Here is a 2,539-nt window from a genome sequence, read left to right as displayed (position 1 = left end):
GTCGGGCACCGCTGCTTGCTCCTTCGTCGCCTACGCAGCGGTACCCGACCGACGCGCCGCGCCGAAAACCTCATTGTTATTGCCTCCGCCTAGGGGTCCCGGCGTACAGAGACGATTCGCCGCTGGGCGCGTCGGTGGTTGCGTTGGCGGGAGATCGCTCGCGCCCTACATGCCCTACAGGTTTCCTCTGGCGTCCTGTTCGCGCTCGATGGCCTCGAACAGGGCCTTGAAGTTGCCCTTGCCGAAGCCGAGGGAGCCGTGGCGTTCGATGATTTCGAAGAAGACTGTGGGGCGGTCGGTGAGGGGGCGGCAGAAGATCTGCAGGAGGTAGCCGTCCTCGTCTCGATCGACCAGGATGCCGCGGGATTGCAACTCCTCGATCGGGGCGCGGACGTGGCCTATGCGGGCGCGCAGTTCCGGATCCTCGTAGTAGGCATCGGGGGTGTCGAGGAATTCCACGCCCTCACGGCGCAGCACGTCGACCGTCGTCAGGATGTCTCCGGTGGCCAGCGCGACGTGCTGGACGCCCGGACCGCGATAGAACTCAAGGTATTCGTCGATCTGAGAACGCTTGCGGCCCACTGCCGGTTCGTTCAGCGGGAACTTCACCCGGTGATTGCCGTTTGCCACGACCTTGCTCATCAGCGCGGAGTAGGTGGTGGCGATGTCGTCGCCCACGAACTCGGCCATGTTCTGGAAACCCATGACACGGCGGTAGAACTCGACCCACTCGTCCATTCGGCCGAGCTCCACATTGCCCACCACATGATCGACCGCCTGGAACAGGCGGCGCGGCGCACCCTGACGGGGCGCGAAGGTGGACGTGCGGGCCACGTAGCCCGGCAGGTAGGGGCCCTCGTAGCGGGAGCGGTCGACCAGCGTGTGCCGGGTCTCGCCGTAGGCGGCCAGGGTCGCCGAGCGGACGACGCCGAATTCGTCCGTGTCGTCATGGGGTTCGACCAGAACGGTCGCGCCCTGCTCGCGCGCCCACTCGACGCAGCGGTCCACGTCGGGGACCTCGAGCGAGATATCGATGATGCCGTCGCCGTGCCGATCATGATGCGCCACCAGTGAACTGGCCGGGTCCACCGCGCCGGTCACCACGAAACGCGCACTGCCGCTGCGCAGGACGAAACCCTTGTGATCGCGGACCCCTGTCTCGGGCCCGCAGTACGCCTCCAGCCGCATGCCGAACGCGGACTGGAGATAATGGGAGAACTGGGTGGCGTTGCCGACCACCCACACCAGCGCGTCCCAGCCGAGCACGGGGAACGGGTCGCGCGCGGGATCGTGGTCGATCAGACCGACCAACTGTGTATCCGACGGCTCTGCCACGACGGTGTCGATCCGATATTCGGTAGTCATGCACCTAGGTAATCGCCAGACGCCGACACTGAGCAATATCACCGAAATTCGATGGACATGATGGTGAAATACACCACTAAAATCCCAGGAATGCTGGACAATTTGTCTAGAACAACGGATCGAAGTGGAGACCGACCCATGAGCCGCACCGAGACCAGGCTGGACGAGTTGGACCTGGCCATCCTGACCGCCATGCATGAATACCAGAAGGCGGGCATTCTCGAACTGTCGCGGCGCACCCGTGTCGCCCGGGCGACCGTCCAGTCCCGCATCGCCCGGATGGAGGAGTCGGGGGTCATCGCCTCCTACGACCCGCACGTCGACGTCACTGCCGCCGGTTTCGACGTGCAGGCCTTCGTCACCCTGGAGATCGCCCAGGGCGCGCTGGACGCGGTCGCGGGAGATCTCGAGGCGATACCCGGCGTGCTGGAGGCCTACGCCACCACCGGCTCGCAGGATGTGCTGTGCCGCATCGGCGCCGACTCCCACCACGGACTGCAATCGGTGCTGCTGAGCATCGACCGGAGCGCGGCGGTGGTGCGCTCGCACAGCGTGATCGTGCTGTCCACGGTCGTGGCGCCCCGCACCCTGCCGCTGCTGCGCACTCTCACCCCGGCGGGCACCAGCAAGGCCCCGGCGTACCGGCACCCCTAGCCTCGCCTTTCCGCCTCTCCGCGACTCAGCGCACAGCTGAGAGCCGTTGACTGTTGTGCATGCGTGCTTGCGGTTGGCGGCCGATCCGATTGTGGGCGTACCCGGCAGCTTGCCGCTGTCTCGCATTCCGCCTCTCCGCGCCTTCAGCGCGCGGGTAAGAGCCGTTGAACGTCGTGCATGCGTGGCGGCGGTTGACGGCCGAACCGATTGTGGGCGTACCCGGCAGCTTGCCGCTGTCTCGCATTCCGCCTCTCCGCGCCTTCAGCGCGCAGGTAAGAGCCGTTGAACGTCGTGCATGCGTGCCAGCGGTTGGCGGCCAATCCGATTTTGGACGTACCCGGCAGCTTGCCGCTGTCTCGACCGCCGGTGGTTCCGTTCGTCATTCCGGCGAGGGACAAGCGAGCCGGGATGATGGCGGCGCTAGCGGACGGTGACCACGACCTTGCCGGTCGCGGTTCGATTATCCAGGGATGCAACGGCTTCCGCGGCTCGATCCAGTGGATACAGGGTGGGGGCGGGC

Annotated in this window: 2 protein-coding genes; one reads left to right on the top strand and one right to left on the bottom strand. The window is 66.0% G+C overall.

The window, feature by feature from the left end; all coding sequences use genetic code 11:
• Positions 1 to 174: 174 nt before the first annotated feature.
• Positions 175 to 1,365, bottom strand: coding sequence for a 4-hydroxyphenylpyruvate dioxygenase (hppD, locus tag JZ791_RS43915; protein ID WP_216903881.1), 1,191 nt, complete (start codon positions 1,363 to 1,365; stop codon positions 175 to 177).
• Between the two features lie 138 nt (positions 1,366 to 1,503).
• Here hppD and JZ791_RS43910 point away from each other — a divergent pair, with 138 nt between their 5' ends.
• On the top strand, positions 1,504 to 2,019 hold the full coding sequence (locus JZ791_RS43910; protein WP_216903879.1) for an Lrp/AsnC family transcriptional regulator: 516 nt from the start codon (positions 1,504 to 1,506) through the stop codon (positions 2,017 to 2,019).
• Positions 2,020 to 2,539 lie beyond the last annotated feature (520 nt).

The sequence above is a fragment of the Nocardia alni genome, assembly GCF_019038435.1.
GTDB lineage: Bacteria > Actinomycetota > Actinomycetes > Mycobacteriales > Mycobacteriaceae > Nocardia > Nocardia alni.
This window is presented reverse-complemented; position numbering and strand designations above follow the sequence as displayed.

What these genes read in the sequence shown, in the direction of transcription:
- hppD (WP_216903881.1), bottom strand. Translation starts at nt 1,365, where the DNA reads ATGACTACCGAATATCGGATCGACACCGTCGTGGCAGAGCCGTCGGAT.
- JZ791_RS43910 (WP_216903879.1), top strand. Translation starts at nt 1,504, where the DNA reads ATGAGCCGCACCGAGACCAGGCTGGACGAGTTGGACCTGGCCATCCTG.